We start from the raw sequence: 20,649 nt of genomic DNA on the forward strand, positions 1-20,649 counted from the left end.
AGCGCGAACCCTTAGGGTTCTGGTCTAGCACCATCCAGCGAGTTCGTGGCGGACGAGCGTTTCGAGCATCGCCATCCCCGCCGCGCTGTCGTTCAGGCAGGGGATATAGGCGAAATGCCGCCCTCCCGCCGCCTCAAACCCCGTCTTGCCGCGAATCGCCAGTTCCTCGAGCGTTTCGAGGCAGTCGGCGGCGAAGCCGGGGGCGAGGATGGCGACGCTGCGGCCTTCGCGGCCGAGCCGCGCGAGCGTCGCGTCGGTCGCGGGTTCCAGCCATTTGGCGCGGCCGAAGCGCGACTGGAACGCGACCTCGACCGGGCGGCCCAGTGCTTCGGCGAGCAGGCGCGCGGTCGCGAGACACTGGTTATAATAGGGGTCGCCGAGCGCGCGCGTCCGCTCGGGCATGCCGTGAAAGCTCGCGACCAGCGTGTCGGGAGTGAAATCGAGCGCGGCGAGCCCTGCCTCGACCGACGCCGCGAGTGCTTCGATATAGGCGGGATCGGCGGGATAGGACGGTAGGAAGCGCAGCGCGGGCTGTTCGCGGAGCGCCGCGAGATGCGCGGCGACCGCATCGACGGCGGTGGCGGTCGTCGCGGCACAATATTGGGGATAGAGCGGCGCGATCAGGATGCGGCGGCATCCCGAAGCCATCAGCGCGTCGATCGCGGCGCCGATCGCGGGTTCGCCATAGCGCATCGCATAAGCGACCTGGACATGCTCGCCGAGCGCCGCTTGCAGGGCTGCCGTCTGGCGGCGGGTGATCGCGGCGAGCGGCGAGCCTTCGTCGGTCCAGACCTGCGCATAGGCCTCGGCCGATTTGCGCGGCCGCGTCGGCAGGATGGCGCCGCGCAGGATCGGCTGCCACAGCAGCGCCGGAATCTCGACGACGCGCGGGTCGGACAGGAATTCGGCGAGATAGCGGCGCACCGACGCGGGGGTCGGCGCGTCGGGGGTGCCGAGATTGACGAGCAGGACGCCGATGGCGGACATCAGAGCGGCTGCGCGGACAGCGGCAGGCGGCGGATGCGGTGCCCGGTCGCGGCGAACATCGCATTGGCGATCGCGGGCGCGACGGCGGGAACGCCGATTTCGCCGAGCCCGCCGGGATCGCGGTCGCTGTCGACGAATTCGATCAATATCTCGGGAATCTGCGCGAGGCGGGGCAGGCCGAGCTGGCCGAATTTGCGCGCGGTCGCGAGGCCGCTTTCATAATCGGTCGTCGCACCGACCGCCGCAGCGAGGCCGAAGATCAGCCCGCCTTCGATCTGTTGGCGCGCGATCGCGGGGTTCACCAGCCGCCCGGCGTCGACGACCGCGACGAGCTGTTCGACCTGCAGCCCGCGCTCGCTCGGCCGCGCGGTCGCAACCAGCGCAATATGGCTGCCGCGCATCGCATGGCAGGCGAGGCCCTGCGCCGTGCCCGACAGGCCGCCCTCCCACCCGGCGAGGCTGGTCGCGGTGAGCAGGCAGCGCGCGAGCAAAGGCGATTTGCCAAGCATCGCCATGCGGTAGGAGAGCGCGTCCGACCCCGCGCGCGCCGCCATCTCGTCGATGAAACATTCGGTGAAGAAGGCGGTGTAGCTGTCGGCATTGCCGCGCCAGCGCGCGGTCGGCAGGCCGATGTCGGCCGGGCAATGATCGACCGCGAAATGCCGGATGTCATAGGCGTTCGCCAGCCCCTCGACCGCGACGGCGTCGGGTACGCCCGCGGCATCGCGCTGCGCGACGTCGGCGGGGGTGTTGTCGAACAGACGGGCGCGGACCTCGTGATTGGTCGGCGGCACCGCGATGCGCGCGACCAGCGCGTCGATGCCGCCTGCGGCGTTGAGCGTCGCGATCATCTTGGCGCGCGCCGGCGCGCGCGGGATGTCGCGCATGATCTCTTCGGCGCGCGACCAGGCGAGCTGGACCGGGCGTTTGACCTGCAATGCGATGATCGCCGCCTGCACCGCCACACTGTGATCGAGGCAGGCGTCGAATGATCCCCCCGCCATCATCGGAAAGAGAGTGACGTCGGACGGAGACAGGCCGGTCGCCGCTGCGATCGCGTCGCGGCACTGGGCGGGTGCCTGCGTCGCGACCCAGACGCGCAGCCGCCCGCGATCGGGGGCGGCGGTCGCGGTGCGCGTCTCGATCGGGGCGTGGAGCGCGGGGGCGACGGCATAATGCGCCGAGACCTTCGTCCGCCCTTCCATCGCCTCGGCGACGTCGCCGGTCTTTGCGATGCGATAGCCGTCGGCCTTGAGCGCGGCCGCCAGTACCTTGTCGATGCGGTCCGAAGAAATGGGGGTTCCGGCGGTCTCGAACACCGGCGCGAAATGGTCGAGCGCGCGGTTTGCCGCCCACCAGTTGCGCGCCACCGCCGCGAACCAGCGGTCGTGCTCGACGATGTGGAGCAGGCCGGGCGATTTCATCCCCGCCTTGCGGTCGATGCTCTTCAGCCGCGTGGCGCCGAGCGGCCCCTGCCGGATTGCGGCGAAGACCATGTCGGGCAGGCGGATGTCGCCGGCATAATTGGCCGACCCGTCGACCTTCGACGGCAGGTCGAGCCGCGTCAGTTCCTTGCCGTAGAGCGGATCGGCGCTCGCGGCGCGATAGACGGGCTCGGCGGGCGGTTCGAGCAGCGCGGCGGCAGCAGCAACATCGCCGAAGCGCAATTTCTTCTTGCCGAAGGTGACGAAGCCGCCCTCGGTATCGCATTGCTGCCAGTCGGCGTCCCAGCGCCGCGCCGCCGCCATCATCAGCAACGCGCGCGCCTGCGCCGCGGCGTCGCGGCACGGGCCCTCGAACATCCGCACCGACGAGCTGTTCGCGGTCAGCATCACCGCGTGGCGCACCGCCCATTCGCGCCGCGCCCAGCCCCGCACGTCGGACACGAAATCGGGGACGAGGCGGCGCGGGGTGAAGACCGCGCTATCCTCGTCGACGACCAAAGTGTTGGTGTAGAGCGGGTTGATCGGCGCGGTCTCGACCGCAATCGTCCGCCAGTCGGCGCCAAGCTCGTCGGCCATGATCTGCGGCAGCAGCGTGGTGACGCCCTGACCCATCTCGCATTGCGGGACGGCCATCGCGATATGGCCGTCCTCGCCGATCTTGAGGAAGGCGTTGAAGATATGCTCTCCGCGCGCGGCGGTAAGGTTGGGCTCATAGTCGCGCGGCCAGAAGGTCCAGGCGAGCGCCAGCCCGCCCGCGGCGGTCGCGCCGACCAGCATCTGGCGGCGGCTGACATGCGGCAGCCGCGCCCGCCCACTTTGCCCCACCTTGTCCCTGATGCCCGTCATTGCCCACGCTGATAGTCGGCGCGGTTGAGGGAGGCAAAGGCTTTCCCGTCAAATCGGCATTACCTCAATTCCGTTCGTGTCGAGCGAAGTCGAGACACCCATCTGGGTGGCGCTGCCTCGAGGGGTGTCTCGACTTCGCTCGACACGAACGGGAAAAGGGATGGGCTTGTATGCGCCGCTTTACCGCAGCAACCCCAGCCGCGGAATCTCGACCTTCGGGCAGCGGTCCATCACGACGGTCAACCCCGCCGTCTCGGCGCGCTGCGCCGCGGCCTGATCGATCACACCGATCTGCATCCACACCGCCTTTGCGCCATGGACGATCGCCTCGTCGACCGCCGCGCCCGCGTCGGCGCTGTTGCGGAAGATGTCGACGATCTCGGCGGGCGGCTCGACATCGGCGAGGGTCGCGACGACGGGCGCGCCGTGGATCGTCTTGCCGGCATGGCCGGGGTTCACCGCGATCACGTCGTGCCCCTGGCGGATCAGGAAGGCGAGCACCTCGTTCGAGGCGCGCGCCGGGTTGGGCGAGGCGCCGACGACGGCGATACGGCGCGGCTGCCCCAGCAGGTCGCGGATTTCAGCCTCGTCGTTGATTGCCATCATTTGCCCTTTCTTGCCGCGAGCCAGTCGGCGACCTTTGCCGCTATCGCGTGGAACGGCTCGCCGAGCGGGTCGGTTCCCGCCGCCGGCGGCACGCCGCCGTCGCTTGCGAGACGCAGCCCCATCGACAGCGGTACGCGGCCGAGAAAATCGAGCCCCATCGTCTTCGCCGCCGCTTCGGCACCGCCGCTCCCGAACGGGTCGCTGACCTCGCCGCAATGCGGGCAGGCATAGCCCGCCATATTCTCGACCAGCCCGATCAACGGCACGTCGGCTTGCTCGAAAAAGCTGATCGCGCGCGTCGCGTCCATCAGCGCGAGGTCCTGCGGGGTCGAGACGATGACCGCGCCCGCAGGCTTGTGTTTCTGGATCATCGTGAGCTGAACGTCGCCGGTGCCCGGCGGCAGGTCGACGATCAGCGTGTCGACGTCGCCCCAACTCGCATCGACGAGCTGTTCGAGCGCCTTGCCCGCCATCGGCCCGCGCCACGCGATCGCCTGTCCGGGCGCGGCGATCTGCCCGGTCGAAAGCATCGGCACGCCATAGGCGTTGGGAACGGGAACGAGCTTCGATCCGCGCGCTTCGGGTTTCACGCCCTCGCTGTCCATCAGGCGCGGCTGCGAGGGGCCATAGATGTCGGCGTCGACGATCCCGACCTTCACCCCGCGCCGCTGGAGCGCGACCGCGAGGTTGGCGGCGAGCGTCGATTTGCCGACCCCGCCCTTGCCGCTGCCGACCGCGATCAGCGTCAGCCCCTTGCGCTCGGCGGTCATCGCAACGCGCACCGAGCTCACGCCGGGCCGGGCGAGCAATCCGGCGCGGAGCTTGTCCTCCAGCGGCTTCCGCTCTGCCTCGGCGAGGCCGGTGACGTCCAGCACGATCGCGAGCGTGCCCTGATCGTCGAGAAAGCGGAGGCCCGAGGTGCGCCCGCCGCTGAGGTCGGTCGCGATGCTGGCAAGCGGTGCGGTGTCGGTCATACCCCGCGCAGATAGGCGCGGCGCGGGTGAAAGCCAGCCATTTTCTCTTGCCCCCCTGTTAATCGCGCTGGTCCTCCCTATAAAAGCAGGCATGAGCAACGAAAGTGACGGCAGGATGGCAGGCCGCTTCCCGATGGGAATGCGGCGATTTTTCCATCAGATCAGCCAGATGGCGAACAGCCCGTGGGGCAACGGCCCCAAGGGCGGGAAGGACGGCGGCAAGGATGACGGCGGCGACCGCAACGGCCCGCGCAATCCGTGGGTGACGCCCGATCCCGCCGACCCGGCACGCGGCCGCAAACCGCGCGGCCCCTCGGCGCTCGACGAATTGCTGCGCAAGGGGCGCGGCAGCTTCGGGGGCGGCGGCGGCTCGGGCGGCGGGGACGGCCTCAACTTCGGCGATTCGGCGAAGGTCTGGAAATGGGGCATCGGCGCGCTCGTCGTGGTCTGGTTCGTCTTTTCCTCCTTCCACATCGTGCCGCCCGAAAAGGAAGGCGTCGTCACCCGGCTCGGCAGCTATTCGCGCACCGTCGGGCCGGGGGTCAAATTCACTTGGCCGGCGCCGATCGAACGCATCCGCCTGGAGGATGTCCGCGCCATCCGCACGATGCAGATCGGCTCGCCCAATGCGACCGACGAGAATTTCGTGCTGACGCGCGACCAGAGCATCGTCGACCTCGCCTATGAGGTCCGCTGGTCGATCCGCGATCCAGAACTCTATATCTTCCAGCTCGCCGACCCCGACGGAACGCTCCGCGAAGTCGCCGAAAGCGCGATGCGCGCGACGGTGGCCAATTTCGACCTCGTCCAGGCGATCGGGCCCGGTCGCGTCGAGATCGAGCGGCAGGTGCAGCAGCGGATGCAGGAGTTGCTCGACCAGTATCGCGCCGGGGTGACGATCCAGGGGATCGCGATCCGCCAGGCCGATCCGCCGAGCCAGGTCGACGAAGCGTTCAAGGAAGTGACCGCCGCGCGCCAGAAGCGCGAATCGGACATCAACCTCGCACGCGCCTATGAACAGCAGGTGCTCGAGCGCGCGCGCGGCGACACCGCCGCGTTCGACAAGATTTACGAACAGTATAAGCTCGCGCCGGGCGTGACCCGCAAGCGGCTCTATTATGAAACGATGGAGGGCGTGTTGTCGAACATCGACAAGACGATCGTCGAGGCGCGCGGGGTGACCCCCTATCTGCCGCTGAACGAAATTCAGCGGCGGGCGAATGCGGCCCCCGAGGCCGCTGCGAAGGGAGGCCAATGATGTTCGAGGGCCTGTTCCGCCATCCGCTGCGCCTGCTCGTCGGCACCGTGGCGCTGCTCGTCATCCTGTCGCAGACGCTCGCGATCGTTCCCGAGGACAAGCAGGCGCTGATCCTGCGCTTCGGCGAGATCGAGCGCACGGTGAACCGCTATAAACCGAAGGAAAGCTTCGGTCATTCGGGCGCCGGGCTCGTCCTGCGCGTGCCCTTCACCGATGGCATCCAATATATCGACAAGCGCATCCTCGGCATCAACATGGAGCGGCAGCAGGTGCTGTCGACCGACCAGCAGCGGCTGCAGGTCGACGCCTTCGCGCGCTTCCGCATCACCAATCCGGTGCGCATGTACACCGCGATCCGCACCGAGGAGCGGTTGCAGCAGCAGCTCGCGACGATCCTCGGCTCGTCGCTGCGCAACGAGCTCGGCAAGCGCACCTTCGCAACCCTGCTGTCGCCCGAACGCGGGCAGGTGATGGACAATATCCAGATCGCGCTCAACCGCGAGGCCAACAAATATGGCGCCGAGATCATCGACGTGCGGATCAAGCGCGCCGACCTGCCCGAAGGCGCGACGCTCGAGGCGGCCTATAACCGGATGCGCACCGCGCGCGAGCAGGAAGCGATCACGATCCGCGCCGAGGGGCAGAAGGAAGCGCAGATCATCCGCGGCAACGCCGACGGCGAAGCGGCGCGCATCTATGCCGCGAGCTTCGGCAAGGATCCCGAATTCTATGATTTCTACCGTGCGATGCAGAGCTATCGGCAGACCTTCCTGGGTGAAAACAACCAGGGCACGACATCGGTGATCCTGTCGCCCGACAATGAATATCTGCGGCATTTCAAGGGAGGCTGACGAAAGTTCGGCACGTGAACGGAACCTGCAAGTCCCGTTCATGTTCAAATGAGGTTCAGCCGGCGCCGAGCAGATAGCGTCGCGCCGGGGTCAGAGTTTTTTCGCGAACAGAAGAGGATTTGCGATCGTGCGTTATGTTTATGGCATCACTTCGGCCCTGCTGATGGGCGGCACGGCGCTGGCGCTCGTCACCCAGTCGCCGGTGATCGCGCAGGTTGCGCAGAACGAGAGCAGCGAGATCGCGAAGGCGGTGCCGCGCGCCGGCGCGCCCGAAAGCTTCGCCGACCTCGTCGAACAGCTTCAACCCGCGGTGGTCAACATCTCGACCAAGCAGGAGGTGACGCTCGGCGTCCGGCTCGATCCCTTCGCGGGAACGCGCGAGCCGGTGACGCAGGAGCAGCAGGGCGGCGGCTCGGGCTTCCTGATTTCCGACGACGGCTATATCGTCACCAACAACCATGTCGTCACCGGCGGCCCGCGCGGCGATGCGGTGAACCAGGTCACGGTGACGCTGACCAACGGCAAGGAATATAAGGCGCGCATCGTCGGCCGCGACGTCGCCTCCGACCTCGCGCTGCTCAAGATCGATGCGACGGGCCTGCCCTTCGTCAAGTTCGGCGATAGCGCCAAGGCGCGCGTCGGCGACTGGGTGGTCGCGATCGGCAACCCGCTCGGCCTCGGCTCGACGGTGACCGCGGGCATCATCTCGGCGGTGCAGCGCAACCTCGGCGGCGGCGGTGCCTACGACCGCTATATCCAGACCGACACCGCGATCAACCGCGGCAATTCGGGCGGCCCGCTGTTCGACCTCAAGGGCAATGTCGTCGGCATCAACAATATGCTGATCTCGCCCGTCGGCGCGAACATCGGCGTCAATTTCGCGATCCCCGCCGAAGCGGCGATCCCGGTGATCAATGCGCTCAAATCGGGTGAGAAGATCGAGCGCGGCTATCTCGGCATCGGCATCGCGCCGATCGGCGAGGATCTGGCCTCGGCGCTCGGCCTGCCCAAGGATCGCGGCGAATTCGTTCAGCGCGTCGAGGACGACGGCGCGGCGGCGAAGGCCGGCATCAAGCGCGGCGACGTCGTGACCAAGGTCAACGGCAAGGACGTGACCCCGTCGCAGAGCCTGTCCTACATCGTCGCCAACACCAAGCCCGGCACGCGCATCCCGATCGAGGTGGTGCGCGACGGCAAGACGATGACCCTCAATGCGGTCGTCGGCACGCGCCCGCCCGAGGAACAGCTCGCGGGCACGACGTTCGACCCCGAGGACGAGCAGGCGATGCCCGACGATCCGAAGGGCAGCGCCGACACCGCAATCCAGAACGAACTCGGCCTTGCCGTGCAGCCGCTGACCCCCGACATCGCCCGGGCGATCGGCGTCGATACGGGCACCAAGGGCCTTGTGATCGCCGCCGCCTCGTCGAGCAGCGACGCCGGTCGCAAGGGCCTGCGCCGCGGCGACGTGATCGTCAGCGCCAACCGCGCGTCGGTGACGACCAGCGACGCGCTCGCCAAGGTCATCGCCGATGCGAAGAAGGCGGGCCGCGACGCGGTGCTGCTCGAAATCCTGCGCCGCGGCGGTCCCTCGGCCTTCATCGCGATCCGCATCAAGGGCGGCTGATTTCCGCACGTCGCGCGACAGGCAAAAAGAGCGCCGCGACCCTCGGGTTCGGCGCTCTTTTTCTTTGCCTGGCAGGTTAAATGTTCCTATTATGTTCACATCATGACGAGTCGGGAGAGAGACGATGATCGGATATGTGACGCTGGGCACCAACGACCTCGCCAGGGCGGCGGTCTTCTATGACGCGATCGCTGGCGAACTGGGCGTGCCGCGGATGATGGACTATGACGGCTTCATCGCCTGGGGCAAGGAAGGCGGCGGCGCCGGCATCGGCCTCACCCGCCCGTTCGACGGTGAGGCGGCGACCGTGGGCAACGGCGTGATGGTCGCGCTCGAGGCGAAGGACAAGGAGCAGGTCCACCGCCTCTACGACATTGCTCTCGCCAACGGCGGCACCTGCGAAGGCCCTCCGGGTCCGCGCGGCGAAGGCTTCTATGCCGGTTATTTCCGCGACCCCGACGGCAACAAGCTCAACGCCTTCATCATGGGGTGAGGGGCGTTGGGTGGGGGCGGATATTCCCCCCCTCTCTTCGTCATTCCCGCGCAAGCGGGAACCCAGGGCGTGCCTCGGCTGACCCCACACTGGGTTCCCGCTTGCGCGGGAATGACGACGTTATGAGATGCTAGGCGTCGTTTTCCGATCTCTTTCAGAATCTCGTCATCCCGGACTTGATCCGGGATCCATTCTCTCAGCACTGGATGAATGGATCCCGGATCAAGTCCGGGATGACGATGAAGGATAGCTCCGCCTTCGGTCGAAACTAGTCAGTCCCTGCTGCTGATACCGTATCCCGGCGAATTGCGAATGAAGTTGCGCAGTTTTCCGCCATGCTCGGTCCGATCTTCACCGCGTGCTGCCGCCGCCCGCGGCTTTGCCGATTGCCCGACGCCGCGCGTCGTTCTAGACCTTCGGCAAGGTGCCCAGAGTGGAGGAATGCATAGTGAGCGACGGCAGCGAAGCGACCGAAATCTACATCGGCCTCGGCGGCGGAGGGGCACCCGACGGGCCGCGCCAGTCGCTGGTGCTCAAGCGCGCGAACCGTCACGGGCTGATCGCCGGCGCGACCGGCACCGGCAAGACGGTGACGCTGCAAGGGCTGGCCGAGGGCTTTTCGGCGGTCGGCGTCCCGGTGTTCGTCGCCGACGTGAAGGGCGACCTGTCGGGCATGGCGATGGCGGGCAGCCCGACCGCGAAGACGCACGAGGCCTTCGCCAAGCGCGCCGCCGAAATCGGCGATACCGGCTGGGCCTATCACGACAATCCGGTGATCTTCTGGGATCTGTTCGGCGAGCAGGGGCATCCGATCCGCACCACCATCTCCGAAATGGGGCCGCTGCTGCTCGCGCGGCTGATGGGGCTGAACGAGGTGCAGGAGGGCGTGCTCGCGATTGCCTTCCGGGTGGCCGACGAGCAGAATCTGTTGCTCCTCGACCTTGGTGACCTCCAGGCGATGCTCGCATGGTGCGCCGAGAATGCCGACGAGCTGACGACCAAATATGGCAATGTGTCGAAGGCCACGGTGGGCACGATCCAGCGCCAGCTCCTGACGCTCGAGACGCAGGGCGGCGACCATTTCTTCGGCGAGCCCGCGCTCGACATCCAGGACATGATCCGTCTCGACGACAATGGCCGCGGCTATGTCAACATCCTCGCCGCCGACAAGCTGATGGCGAGCCCCAAACTCTATGCGACCTTCCTGCTCTGGCTTTTGAGCGAGATGTTCGAGACGCTTCCCGAGGTCGGCGATCCCGACAAGCCCAAGCTCGTCTTCTTCTTCGACGAGGCGCATCTGCTGTTCGACGACGCGCCGCCCGCGCTGACCGACAAGATCGAGCAGGTCGTCCGCCTGATCCGCTCGAAGGGCGTCGGCGTCTATTTCGTGACGCAGAACCCGATCGACGTGCCCGAGGCGGTCGCGGGCCAGCTCGGCAACCGCGTCCAGCATGCGCTCCGTGCCTTCACGCCGCGCGACCAGAAGGCGGTGAAGGCGGCCGCCGACACTTTCCGTCCCAATCCCAAGGTCGATGTCGCGCGCGAAATCACCGAACTCAAGGTCGGCGAGGCACTCGTCTCGCTGCTGATGGCCGACGGCGCGCCGTCGCCGGTCGAACGCACGCTGATCAAGCCGCCCTGCTCGCGCGCCGGTCCGCTCGACGTCAAGGAGCGCGCGATCATCAAGTCGATCTCGCCCGTCGCCGACAAATATGACACGCCGGTCAACCGCGAGAGCGCCGAGGAACTGCTCGCCGCCAAGGCCGAGCAGGCACAGGCCGCCGCGGTCGAGGCAAAGGCGCAGGCCGAGGCCGACAAGCAGGCGGCGATTGCCGCGAAGGAAGAGGCGAAGCGCAAGGCGGCCGAGGAACGGGTACGACTGCAGCAGGAAAAGGCCGCGGCGCGCGAAGCCGCCAAACCGTCGATGGCGGACAAGATGATCCAGTCGGCGGCGCGCTCGGCGGCGACGAGCCTCGGCCGTCAGGTCGCGGGCAAGTTTGGCGGTCAGCTCATGCGCGGGATTTTGGGCAGCCTGTTCAAATAAAGCGCGACACACCCATCCTCGTCACCCCCGCGAAGGCGGGGGGCCAGCTTCAACGCGATGCCGGAAAGCTGGATCCCCGCCTTCGCGGGGATGACGAAGACAGGATGGTTTCGGCCGCCTATTTCCCCTTCAGCCAGCTCGCGACCTCGCCCTTGATCCGCGGGCGGCTGACGCTGCGTTCCTTGAGGGTCGCGATCGTCTTGTCATAGGGCTTGCGGACGTCGGCGGGCAGCGGTGCCGCGATTGCCTCCAGCTTGGCGACCATCGCCGGATCGGTCGAGGAAGCGGCGAGCCCGGCGAGGAAGCGCGCCCGCGCCGAAGCGTCGATCAGCCGGTCGACCGCGGCCTGGTTGGCCTGCGCGAAGTCGACCGCCATTCCAGCGTGATTCCGGGCGACCGCGCCGATGATCGCGGCGCTCGTCGTCTTGCCCGGCTCGTCGGTCAGCGCGAGGTCGAGCGCGCGCCTGGCGAGCGCTGTGTCCTTGGCGTTGCCGAGCAGCGTATAGAAGGTGCTGCGTTCGACCGCCGATTTCGAACCCTTCGCCATGGCGCGCAGCTTGTCCCACTCGGCCGCGCCCGCATGGGCCGCGACGATGCCGAGCCAGCGCGATTTGAGCGGCCCGTCGAGCGCCGCTGGATCGTGGTCGAGCAAGAAGAAGCGACGGCGTGCCTCTGCAAGCACCGTGGCGTCGCCGATCGCCCCCAGTGCGCCGATCAAATCGGAGCGCAGCACGCTGTCGAGCGCGGGTTCGCCCGGCCGTGCGTCGAAGCCGAGCCGCCGCATCGCGGGCGCAAGCGCCGCGCCGGCGCGCGCCGCGATCTGCTTCTGCACCGCCGGCTGGTCGTCGAAGAGGTTGTAGAGCGCTTCATAGCGGCCCGCGACGTCGCCGGTCAGCTTCTGGTTCGCTTCCTTCGGCGCTGCGGTGAGCAGGTCGAGCGCCGCGCCCATCGGCTGATAGCCCGCATAAGCGAGCGCGAAATTGTCGCCGAGCAGCCCGAGCTGATCGATCGGCGCGAGGCCGGCGAAGCGGCCGCGCAGCGCGGTAAGCGCGGCGGGCGAATAGAGGGTGCGATAATAGCCCGCCTGTCCCGCGTTGATCAGTACCGGCCCGCAGCCGGGCAGGGTCAGCGTTCCCGCGCCGCCCGTGATCACCTGCCGCGCCACCGCGCCGTCACCGGCGCGCGCCAGCACCGGCACCTGCCAGCGCCGCCCCTCGGCGTCGATGCTGTCCTTGCGGTCGCGCGAAAATTCGCTCTGCGTGACCTGGACGGTCGTGGTCCCGCCTGTGCAGGCGATGGCGCCGACGCGCAGCAGCGGGATGCCCGGCTGGCCCGTGAAATCGTGGGCGATCGCGGTCAGCCCCGTCGCGCCCGCCGCCTCGACCGCGTTCCACAGATCGTCGGTGCGCGTGTTGCCATATTTATGCTGCGCCATATAGGCGCGCAGCCCGTCGCGCCACTTGTCGGCCCCGGCATAGGCCTCGAGCATCGTGATCACCGCTTCGCCCTTCTGATAGGTGATCGCGTCGAACGCCTGATTGCTATCCTCGACGGTGCGGATGGTCTGGACGATCGGGTGCGTCGTCGCAAAGGCATCGAGCCCCATCGCAGCCTCGCGCCCGCCGACGCGGCCCAGCAACGGCTGCCAGTCGGGGTGGAAATGGTCGCTCGCCTTGGTTTCCATCCAGCTCGCGAAGCCTTCGTTGAGCCACAGATCGTCCCACCACGCCATGGTGACGAGATCGCCGAACCATTGGTGCGCGACCTCGTGCGCCTGCACGGCATAGATGTCTTGCCGCGTCGCTTCGCTCGTGATCTTGGGATCGTCGAGCAGGATACGTTCGAAAGTGAAGATCGCGCCCCAATTTTCCATCGCGCCGAAAAATTGCGACTGGCCGGGGCCCGCGACATTGTCGAGCTTGGGCAATGGATAGGGCTGGCCGAAATAATCGCCATAATAGGTGAGCAGCGGCGCGAGGCTGTCGAGCGCGAAGCGTGCCTGTTCGCCCGACCCCTTGGGCGAGACGATGCCGACCTCGGCGCCGCTTTCGCTTTTCTTGGCGAGCCGCTCGAACGGGCCGGTCGCGAAGAAGAGGAGATAGGACGACATTTTCGGTGAAATCTGGAAGCTCACCTTCTTTCTGCCGCCCGCGACCGGGGTTTCGCTCGCCGCGGGCATGTTGCTCACCGCGAGGTCGTCGGCGGGAACGATCGCCGACAGGCTGAAGGTCGCCTTGTAGCTCGGCTCGTCGAAGCTCGGGACGAAGCGGCGTGCGTCGGGCGCCTCGAACTGGGTGAACAGCCCGCGCGTGTCGGCGCCGCTCGTCTTGTCGGGATAATCGAGCGCGAAAAGGCCGTTCGCCTGAGTATTGATGATGCCGCTATAATGAGTCGCGAGGCGATAGGTGCCCGGCGCGATCGGCGCGGGGGCGGTGAAGGTCACCGTCTGCGCCGTGGCGTCGGTCGTGGCGGTCAGCGGGAGAGGCTTGCCGTCGGGGCCGGTCAGCGTCGCGCCCGCAAAGGCGAGATCGAGCGCGTTCATCACGATCGTCGCCGAGGGCGCATAGAGTTCGAGATCGATGGCCGCGTCGCCGGTGAAGGTGAGCGCCTTCGCATCGGGCGTGACGCTGATATCGTAATGGAGCGGGCGCGTGATGCGCGGAAGCTGGCTCGGCACGCTGGCATCGAGCGGCGCGCCGGTCGGCGCCGGCATCAACGCCACAGGTGGTGCGGGCGATGCGACCCCCGGCTGCGCGGCGCAGGCGGAGAGGCCGAGCGCCGAGACGGCGCTGACGAGCAGAAGGCGTGTCGAAATTTTCATGGCTGCGCTCCCCGGTTATGATGCGGACCGGGCTACGCCGATGCCCGGGTCCACGCAACGGCCCCTTTCGGCGAGCGGTCCATGGCTCTCGACAGACGGCAAAAACTGAGGCAGCTTCGGTTGCATGACAAAACCTATATTGCCCGGAGAGGTATCCGCCGCCGTCGTCGACCCCGCCGCTTATGGCGAATGGGACGGGCTGCACGAACAGCTTGCCTGGGCGCGCGCCAACGCGCCGCTCGCGGTCGCTGAGAACCCCGATCACGACCCCTTCTGGCTGGTGACGCGCCACGCCGACATCATGGCGATCGGCCGCGACCCCCAGCGTTTCGCCAGCGCCATCCGCCCGACGGTGCTGACCAACCGCGAGGGCGAGGCGCTGGCGCGCGCCGCGACGCCGGGGAACGACGGCCATCTGATCCGCTCGCTGGTGCAGATGGATGCGCCCGACCACATGAAATACCGCTTGCTGACGCAGAGCTGGTTCATGCCCAAGAATCTGAAGATCGTCGAAGAGCGCGTTCGCCACCATGCGCGCGCCGCGGTAGAGCATATGTTGTCGCTGGGGGGCGAATGCGACTTTGCGCGCGACGTCGCGGCGCATTATCCGTTGCGCGTGATCATGGATATCCTCGGCGTTCCGGCCGAGGATGAGCCGCGGATGCTGATGCTGACGCAGCAGCTCTTCGGGTCGACCGACCCCGAACTCAACCGCAACAAGGTCGAAATAACGAGCGCCGAACAGGCGATCGCGATGCTCCATTATGTCATTGCCGATTTCGAAAATTATTTCCGCGAGCTCACCGCCGACCGCCGCGCCAATCCGCGCGAGGACATTGCGACGGTAATCGCCAATGCGACGATCGACGGCGGCCGGATCCCCGACCGTGAGCTGGCGGGCTATTACATGATCGTCGCGACCGCCGGCCACGACACGACGAGCGCCTCGACCGCGGGCGCGATCATGGAACTGGCGAAGAATCCGGCGCTGTTCGCGCGCTTCCAGGACGCGGGGGCCGAGAAGGCGGGGCTGATCGAGGAGGCGATCCGCTGGACGACCCCGGTCCAGCATTTCATGCGCAGCGCGAAGGCCGACGTCGAAATCGGCGGGCAGACGATCCGCGAGGGCGACTGGCTGATGCTGAACTATGTCTCGGCGAACCGCGACGAAGCGATCTTCGATGACCCCTTCGGCTTCGATCCCGACCGCGCGAAGAACCAGCAGATCGCCTTCGGCTTCGGCGCGCATGTGTGTCTCGGCCAGCATCTCGCGCGGATGGAGATGCGGATATTGATGGAGGAATTGCTGCCGCGTCTGAAGAGCCTCGAACTCGCGGGCGACCCGGCGCGGGTCGAATCGGTGTTCGTCGGCGGGCTCAAGCGGTTGCCGATCCGGTTCGAGGCGGCGTAGGGCCGCTAGCGACCGATTGCGGCCACTCTTTCTCCCCTCCTGCAGGCGGGAGGGGGCGGGGGTGGGCAGCGACGGCGCAATGGCCCACCCCGCTGCGACTAACGAACAAAGTTCGTAAGTCTCGCTGCCCCTCCCGCTTGCTGGAGGGGAAACATGCTTTGCCTTCAAATGTCCGCTCCCCACCCCGAAGCTGACGGGCCGAAGCCGAAACCTCAGATTTTCTCGCCCGGAAAGAAGCGCGCGATCACGTCGCTGGCCAGCCGTGCGGGGCGCAGCGTTTCGGCGTCGATGCAGCACCAGCTCGACTTGACCTCGGCGAGCACGTCCTCGCCGCGCTTGATGATCGTTTCGTAGAAGGCGCGCGCGCCCTGCACCTTTTCGAGGATGACGGTCGCAATGACCTGATCGTCGAGGAAGGCGGGGCGGCGATAGGTGATCTCGTGCTTCAGCGCGACCCACAGATGCTGCGCGACCGCCTCGGGCGGCGCGATCTTGCGCCAGTGCGCCAGCACCGCATCCTGCACCCAGCTCAGATAATGGGCATTGTTGACATGCCCCATGAAGTCGATCGCGTCGGGACCGACCTTGATGTCATGGTCGTGGGGAAGGGCTGCGGCGGTCATGGCGTTGACACTAATGTCAATATTTGATGACGGAAAGATGAAATTCGTTTCTTTTTTGTTTCCGCTTTGCGGAAACGCGCCGCCCCGGCCCGCTCCCCCTCCCGGCCTCCCTAGGTTACTATCGTCGGGGAGGCCGGGAGGGGGAGCGGGCCGGGGCCGCTTCCGACGTCAGTCGAAAAAAACAATTATCCGCGCCCGCGATAGGGGGCGACGCCCTGGTCGGGGAGCCACAGGCCCACGGGCGGCGGACCCGATTGCCAGAAGACGTCGATCGGAATGCCGCCGCGCGGATACCAATAGCCGCCGATGCGCAGCCATTTCGGCCGCATCTCGTCGAACAGGCGGCGGCCGATGCCGACGGTGCAATCTTCGTGGAAGCCCGCATGATTGCGGAACGAGCCGAGAAACAGCTTGAGGCTCTTCGACTCGACGATCGTTTCGCCCGGGGCATAGTCGATGACGAGATGCGCGAAATCGGGCTGGCCGGTCACCGGGCAGAGCGACGTGAATTCGGGCGCGGCGAAGCGGACGAGATAGAGATCGCCGAGGCGCGGATTGGGGACATAGTCGAGCACCGCCGCCTCGGGCGAGGCAGGCAGTTCGCTGGATTGGCCGAGATGTTTCGGCGCAAGCGGGGGATGGCTGGAATCGGACATGGAAACCGTCTAGTGCGCAGCGCGGCCCCTGTCATCCCGAAGTCATCCCGGATCACCGGCGAACGACGGGGGACCGGGGTTCAGCGCCGATTCAGAGGCGCAGCGGAATGGCCAATACGGGATTGCGGATTCGGAAAATGACGGTGCGAAAACTCGGGCGAGGGGAAAGAGCGGCGCGCTTGTCGCTGGCGGCGCTGGCGGCTTCGCTGGTGGCGGGCGGGCTTCCGCCCGCGGCCGCGCAGACCGAGCAGCCGACCCCCGCGCCTTCGCCGACCCCCGCGCCCACCTCGACGTTCCGCCTGCCGCCCGCCGACGACGGGCGGACATCGGGCGTGCAGGGACCGTCCGACAACGGCCTGCCGCCGCTCGCTCCGGGGGAACGGCGCGGCCCGCCGACTCCGGCGCCGACGCCTGCTCCTACGCCGCGCACCACGACGCCCACGGTAGTTCCGACCCGGCCGGCGCCGACGCCCGCTCCATCCGCGCCCACCGCACGCCGCGATACGCCGCCCGCGACCACGAGCGCGCCGCGCGCCGCACCCGAGCCCGCGACCAGCGCGCCCGTTTCCACCGCGCCCGTGGCGGCGGCTCCCGATTCGGCGACACCGGCCGTCGAAGCGCCGTCGCCCGCGACGCCCGGCTTCTCGGTCGATCCGACCGCGCCGGTGCCGGAGGCGTCGCCTAGCGATGGCGCGGCTCCGGCGACCGGCGGCGACGGAAATCCGCCGCTGTGGGCGTGGCTGCTTGCCGGGCTCGTCGCGGTTGGCGCGGGCATCTGGTACTGGCGTCGCCGTCCGGCACTCGCGGGCGATACGCCCGGCGAGTCCGAACCGCCGCAGCCCCTGCCGCGTGCCGCCGACCCCGTTCCCGCGCCGCGCCGCGCCGCGCCCGTGGCGCCGCCCGCTCCGCGCCCGCAGCCCGTGGCGCCACCGGCCCAACCCGTCCCGTCGCCGCTGGTGACGCGCCCGACGGCCGAACAGCGGGCGCAGGTGGCGATGACGCTCGATATTCGCGGCATCCGCATGACGAGCGAGCAGCTCATCGTCGCTTTCACGCTGGGCCTGAAGAATGAAGGACCGGTCGCGGCGACCGGGCTGATGATCCGCATCGCGCTCAACCAGGGGTCGGCGATGACCGAGCCGGTGCTCGCGCGCTTCTTCGACGGCGCGGGGGGCAGCGTGCTGCGCGACGACATGGCGCTGGCGCCGGGGGCGGGCGAGCAGGTCGCGACCGAGGTTATGCTGCCGCGCGCCGCGGTCGAGCCGCTGATGATCGGCGGCAAGCCGATGCTGATTCCCGTGCTCGTCTTCGACGTCACCTATCATTGGGACGGCGAGGGCGAGGCCTTCGGACAGAATGCCGGCAGTTTCGTGCTCGGCCGCGAACAGGGTGCGAGCGGAAGCGAGAAGCTCGCGCCGCTGCCGCTCGACCACCCCAATCTGGTCGTCAATCGGCCGGGCGCGCGAACGACCGCGATCCGGCGCATTCAATAGGTTTTCTGTTGCAGTGCAGCATGGACTGGGGCAGACCGCGACCGTGCTTGAAAAAGGGCACGCCGGGGCATAGGCTTGCCGTCCCCGGAAAGAAGAGAGCGACGCAGGACTGATCGCGGCGAGGGACAGGCAAGAAGGTCTCCGCGCGGTCGCAACAGGAGCATGACATGGACGCCTTGGTCTCAACCGACTGGCTGGAACGCGAACTGGGGGCATCGGACCTGCGGGTGGTCGATGCGACGAAATTCATGACCGGAACCGATCGCGACGCGCGCGCGGAATATGAGGCGGGGCACATCCCCGGCGCGGTGTTCATGGACCTGGCCGAACTGGCCGACACCAACAGCAATATCGAGAATATGGCGCCGACCGCCGAGAAATTCGCAAGCCGCATGCAGTCGCTCGGGCTCGGCGACGGCAGCCGCATCGTCATCTACGACGACAGCCCGCTGAAGAGCGCGGCGCGCGCCTGGTGGCTGCTCAAGCTGTTCGGCGCCCACGACGTCGCGCTGCTCGACGGCGGGCTCGCCAAATGGAAGGCCGAGGGGCGCCCGCTCGAAATGGGCAAGCAGACGCTGCGCCATCGTCACTTCACCGTGTGGCGCGACGCGAAGGCGGTCCGGACCAAGGAACAGGTGCTCGAAAATATCGCTGGCGGCAGCGAGCAGGTCGTCGATGCACGCCCGGCGGCGCGCTTCACCGGCGAGGAACGCGACCCGCGCCCGGGCATGGCGCCCGGCCATATCCCGGGTTCGGTCAGCCTGCCGCACGGCAGCCTGTTCAATAGCGACGGTACGTGGAAGCGCGGCGATGACCTCAAGGCCGCGTTCGACGCGGCGGGCGTCGATCTCGACAAGCCGCTGATCACCACCTGCGGCAGCGGCATGACCGCGACCGTCGTCGCCTTTGGCGCGCATCTTCTCGGCAAGGAGGATGTCGCGGTCTATGACGGAAGCTGGACCGAATGGGGCGCCGACCCGGCGACGCCCAAGGCGACCGGCGCGGCGTAAGGAGCGCGCCGCGCGGCTTTGGGGTCGCGCGGCTTTTTCTTGCTTGTCCAACCCCGGTGCCCGGAGCTAATCTGCGGGCATCGGGGCGAGGCAACCCCCCGGTCAGGCATTCGCCCAAGCGTTGCTTTTTCACCCGGCTTTGGCCGGCTGGAGAAGCGTGACGATGACCGACCCTTCCGTACCTGCAATGCCGACCTTCGCCGAGGCGGTCCGCACCTATGCCCGCATCGGCCTCCTGAGCTTCGGCGGTCCCGCCGGGCAGATCGCGCTGATGCACCGCGAATTCGTCGATGAACAGTGCTGGGTCGACGAAACGACCTTTCTTCACGCGCTCAATTTCTGCCATCTGCTTCCCGGTCCCGAGGCGCAGCAACTTGCAACCTGGATCGGTTGGCGGTTGCACGGCTTTCGCGGCGGCCTTGCGGCGGGGTTGCTGTTCATCATCCCCGGCGCGCTCGTCATGTTCGGCCTGTCGCTGCTTTATGTGATGGCGGCGGGACTCGACTGGTTCGCGGCGCTGTTTCTCGGCATCAAGGCGGCGGTGCTGGCAATCGTCGTGCAGGCGCTGCTCCGGATCGCCGGGCGCGCGCTGAAGACGCCACTGCTACGCGCCGTGGCGCTGCTGTCCTTCGTGGCGATCGCGCTGCTTGCCCTGCCTTTTCCGCTTGTTGTGCTGGCTGCGCTGCTCATCGGCTGGGCGGCGGCACGCTGGCGACCCGACTGGCTGAAGCTGGCGTCGGCCAAGGCCCATTCCGCGCCGCTTGCCGGCTCGGCATGGCGGCAGAGCCTGCGCGCGATCGGGCTGTGGGGCGCGATCTGGGCGGCGCCGATGCTCCTGATCCTCGCGACGCTCGGGCGGCACCATGTGCTGTGGGACATCGGTGCCTTCTTCTCGCAACTCGCGGTCGTGACCTTCGGCGGCGCCTATGCGGTGCTCGCCTATATGGCGCAGGAAGCGGTGAACGGCTTCGGCTGGCTGCGGCCGGGCGAGATGGCCGACGGGCTGGGGCTGGCCGAGACGACGCCCGGGCCGCTGATCCTGGTGACCCAGTTCGTCGGCTTCCTCGCCGCGTGGCGCGACGCTGCGCCCTTCACCCCGCTCGTTGCCGCGATGCTCGGCGCCGGGCTGACCCTGTGGGTGACCTTCGCGCCCTGTTTCCTGTGGATCTTCGCTTTTGCTCCGTGGATCGACCGGCTCGAACGCGCGGCTGGGCTGAAGGGCGCGCTCGCGGCGGTGACCGCGGCGGTCGTCGGGGTGATCGCCAATCTGTCGCTGTGGTTCGCGCTCCACGTGCTGTTCCGCCGGCTCGATCGGACGGCGTGGGGCGTCGAGGCGCCCGTGCTGTCGAGCATCGATCTGGCCGCCGTGCTGCTTTCGATCCTCGCCTTCGTGCTGCTTTTCCGCTTCCGGCTCGGGATCACCCCGATGCTGGCGGTCTGCTCGGCGGGCGGGCTGATCCTCGGTCTCGGCGGGCCGCTACTGGATTTTGCGTAGGGGCGCGCT

General features: G+C 67.8%; 16 protein-coding genes. 9 read left to right on the forward strand and 7 right to left on the reverse strand.

The genetic code is table 11. The annotated features are described in order from the left end of the window. Positions 1-24: 24 nt before the first annotated feature. From hemH to ACVENA_RS00765, 4 genes are all read right to left on the reverse strand, one after another. On the reverse strand, positions 25-987 hold the full coding sequence (hemH, locus tag ACVENA_RS00750) for a ferrochelatase (RefSeq protein ID WP_449327236.1): 963 nt from the start codon (positions 985-987) through the stop codon (positions 25-27). After that, on the reverse strand, positions 987-3,278 hold the full coding sequence (locus tag ACVENA_RS00755; RefSeq protein WP_449327237.1) for a xanthine dehydrogenase family protein molybdopterin-binding subunit: 2,292 nt from the start codon (positions 3,276-3,278) through the stop codon (positions 987-989). The genes hemH and ACVENA_RS00755 overlap by 1 nt, the downstream gene beginning before the upstream one ends. Before the next feature lie 180 nt (positions 3,279-3,458). After that, positions 3,459-3,881 carry a CoA-binding protein gene (locus ACVENA_RS00760; protein WP_449328990.1) on the reverse strand — a complete coding sequence of 141 codons (423 nt, stop codon included), beginning with the start codon at positions 3,879-3,881 and terminating at the stop codon, positions 3,459-3,461. Further along, positions 3,881-4,858, reverse strand: a complete 978-nt coding sequence (locus ACVENA_RS00765) for an Mrp/NBP35 family ATP-binding protein (protein WP_449327238.1) — start codon at positions 4,856-4,858, stop codon at positions 3,881-3,883. Before ACVENA_RS00765 ends, ACVENA_RS00760 begins: the two co-directional genes overlap by 1 nt. Before the next feature lie 91 nt (positions 4,859-4,949). Between ACVENA_RS00765 and hflK the strand changes: the two genes are divergently transcribed. The 5 genes from hflK to ACVENA_RS00790 all read left to right on the forward strand — a co-directional run bounded on the left by hflK (position 4,950) and on the right by ACVENA_RS00790 (position 11,131). Then, positions 4,950-6,116 (forward strand): protease modulator HflK, encoded by a 1,167-nt coding sequence (gene hflK / locus ACVENA_RS00770; protein ID WP_449327239.1) that lies wholly within the window; start codon positions 4,950-4,952, stop codon positions 6,114-6,116. After that, positions 6,116-6,967 (forward strand): protease modulator HflC, encoded by an 852-nt coding sequence (hflC, locus tag ACVENA_RS00775; protein ID WP_257547490.1) that lies wholly within the window; start codon positions 6,116-6,118, stop codon positions 6,965-6,967. Before hflK ends, hflC begins: the two co-directional genes overlap by 1 nt. 127 nt (positions 6,968-7,094) lie before the next feature. Then, a complete protein-coding gene (locus ACVENA_RS00780; RefSeq protein WP_449327240.1) occupies positions 7,095-8,594 on the forward strand; it encodes a Do family serine endopeptidase in 1,500 nt (499 codons plus the stop codon). A 124-nt stretch (positions 8,595-8,718) separates the two neighbouring features. Next, on the forward strand, positions 8,719-9,087 hold the full coding sequence (locus tag ACVENA_RS00785) for a VOC family protein (protein WP_449327241.1): 369 nt from the start codon (positions 8,719-8,721) through the stop codon (positions 9,085-9,087). Positions 9,088-9,535: 448 nt separating this feature from the next. Then, positions 9,536-11,131 carry a helicase HerA-like domain-containing protein gene (locus tag ACVENA_RS00790; RefSeq protein ID WP_449327242.1) on the forward strand — a complete coding sequence of 532 codons (1,596 nt, stop codon included), beginning with the start codon at positions 9,536-9,538 and terminating at the stop codon, positions 11,129-11,131. 118 nt (positions 11,132-11,249) lie between these two features. Here ACVENA_RS00790 and ACVENA_RS00795 read toward each other — a convergent pair whose 3' ends face one another. Then, positions 11,250-13,952, reverse strand: a complete 2,703-nt coding sequence (locus ACVENA_RS00795) for a M1 family aminopeptidase (RefSeq protein ID WP_449327243.1) — start codon at positions 13,950-13,952, stop codon at positions 11,250-11,252. A 124-nt stretch (positions 13,953-14,076) separates the two neighbouring features. On the opposite strand from ACVENA_RS00795, the gene ACVENA_RS00800 reads away from it, so the two are divergent. Continuing rightward, positions 14,077-15,363 carry a cytochrome P450 gene (locus ACVENA_RS00800; protein WP_449327244.1) on the forward strand — a complete coding sequence of 429 codons (1,287 nt, stop codon included), beginning with the start codon at positions 14,077-14,079 and terminating at the stop codon, positions 15,361-15,363. A gap of 212 nt (positions 15,364-15,575) precedes the next feature. Here ACVENA_RS00800 and ACVENA_RS00805 read toward each other — a convergent pair whose 3' ends face one another. Together ACVENA_RS00805 and queF are read right to left on the reverse strand one after the other, a co-directional pair. Continuing rightward, positions 15,576-15,986 carry an acyl-CoA thioesterase gene (locus ACVENA_RS00805; RefSeq protein WP_449327245.1) on the reverse strand — a complete coding sequence of 137 codons (411 nt, stop codon included), beginning with the start codon at positions 15,984-15,986 and terminating at the stop codon, positions 15,576-15,578. Between the two features lie 185 nt (positions 15,987-16,171). Beyond that, positions 16,172-16,642 carry a preQ(1) synthase gene (gene queF, locus ACVENA_RS00810; RefSeq protein WP_449327246.1) on the reverse strand — a complete coding sequence of 157 codons (471 nt, stop codon included), beginning with the start codon at positions 16,640-16,642 and terminating at the stop codon, positions 16,172-16,174. A 179-nt stretch (positions 16,643-16,821) separates the two neighbouring features. Here queF and ACVENA_RS00815 point away from each other — a divergent pair, with 179 nt between their 5' ends. The 3 genes from ACVENA_RS00815 to chrA all read left to right on the forward strand — a co-directional run bounded on the left by ACVENA_RS00815 (position 16,822) and on the right by chrA (position 20,640). Continuing rightward, complete coding sequence (locus ACVENA_RS00815; protein WP_449327247.1) at positions 16,822-18,135, forward strand: hypothetical protein; 1,314 nt, start codon at positions 16,822-16,824, stop codon at positions 18,133-18,135. A gap of 167 nt (positions 18,136-18,302) precedes the next feature. Continuing rightward, positions 18,303-19,145 carry a 3-mercaptopyruvate sulfurtransferase gene (gene sseA / locus ACVENA_RS00820; protein ID WP_449327248.1) on the forward strand — a complete coding sequence of 281 codons (843 nt, stop codon included), beginning with the start codon at positions 18,303-18,305 and terminating at the stop codon, positions 19,143-19,145. 163 nt (positions 19,146-19,308) lie between these two features. Then, a complete protein-coding gene (gene chrA / locus ACVENA_RS00825; protein ID WP_449327249.1) occupies positions 19,309-20,640 on the forward strand; it encodes a chromate efflux transporter in 1,332 nt (443 codons plus the stop codon). The last annotated feature ends 9 nt before the right edge of the window (positions 20,641-20,649 follow it).

This window comes from Sphingopyxis sp. 550A (assembly GCF_053569535.1).